Genomic DNA, 1,179 nt, shown 5'->3' on the forward strand with positions numbered 1-1,179 from the left:
AAATTAGAGGCAGCGGTGTAAGCATGTACGTTGTTGAGTTACAGTTTGAGTGTTTTGATAACACTACCGTCAGCGCGGTAGATAAAGCGGTTAACGGCTTGATGGACGCATTGCGTTATAACGGTCAGGTGCTTGGACGCGAGTTTCCTATCGTCATGGGCGATGGCGAGTTTTATGTTCGCGTGGTTTGTCCAGAGCAAGACAGTTTGCACCCTCGTTACCATTCTGATTTTGTCAAAGTGTGCATGAACCGTTTGTCGGAAGCGTCGTTACTTACGCCGAAAATGCGCATGTTGGGTCGTGATTTGAACTCAGAAGAAGCGGCAGAAGAAGAGACGCCAAGCTGGCAAGTACTTTACACCACGTATGTGCATACTTGTTCTCCACTGCGCAGTGGCGAGACGCTGTTGCCAATCCCGCTATACCGTAATGGTGCGACGCTGAATGGAGACCACAAAGCGGTGGTGAAATGGCAAACCGAATGGCAAGCGTGTGATGAAATCCAAATGGCGGGTGGCTGCCGTGCAGAACATGCAGCGCTGCATGAAATCTGCGACGCAGACAGTGTGCTGTTCCGTCGTGGTTGGGATTTGCGTGGTCGTATTGAATACATCACCCAGATCCCGACTTACTACTACCAATACCGAGTTGGCGGTGAGTCACTTGAGACAGAAAAAGCGCGCAAGTGTCCAAAATGTGGTGGTGACTGGTTACTCGATGAGCCGCTGCACGATATTTTCTATTTTAAGTGTGACGATTGCCGAATTGTCTCCAATATATCTTGGGATCATATCAAATAGTCTTTTTTAGAGAGCTGCGAAAACAGCGGTTAACATAGAACTAAAAAGGGCGCTGTGATGAGCGCCCTTTTTACTGTTTGTGTATTTTACATTTTACGATTTGAGTATTGTAGAAAGAGGGGTTACCAACCTTTCACAACGCCACCTTTGAAGATGTCTTTGGCTGCTTCGTAAACTTCATCTGTTTGGTAAGCTTTCACGAAGTTTTGTACGTTAGCGGCTTCAACGTTGTCTTTACGAGCAACGATGAGGTTGACGTATGGCGATTCTTTGTCTTCAACGAAGATGCCGTCACGCTCAGGTGTTAGGTTAATTGAGCTTGCGTAAGTTGTGTTGATGATAGAAATCGCTACATCATCAAGAGAGCGTGGAAGCTGTG

General features: G+C 46.9%; 2 protein-coding genes. One reads left to right on the plus strand and one right to left on the minus strand.

The window, feature by feature from the left end:
• Positions 1-23 precede the first annotated feature (23 nt).
• Positions 24-800, plus strand: a complete 777-nt coding sequence (locus AND4_RS19170) for a Zn-ribbon-containing protein (RefSeq protein ID WP_009844647.1) — start codon at positions 24-26, stop codon at positions 798-800.
• Positions 801-922: 122 nt separating this feature from the next.
• Here AND4_RS19170 and AND4_RS19175 read toward each other — a convergent pair.
• Positions 923-1,179, minus strand: a 257-nt coding sequence (locus AND4_RS19175; protein ID WP_009844648.1) for a MetQ/NlpA family ABC transporter substrate-binding protein, incomplete at its 5' end; no start/stop codon positions are given.

It is taken from the genome of Vibrio sp. AND4 (genome assembly GCF_000171815.1).
Taxonomy (GTDB): Bacteria; Pseudomonadota; Gammaproteobacteria; order Enterobacterales; family Vibrionaceae; genus Vibrio.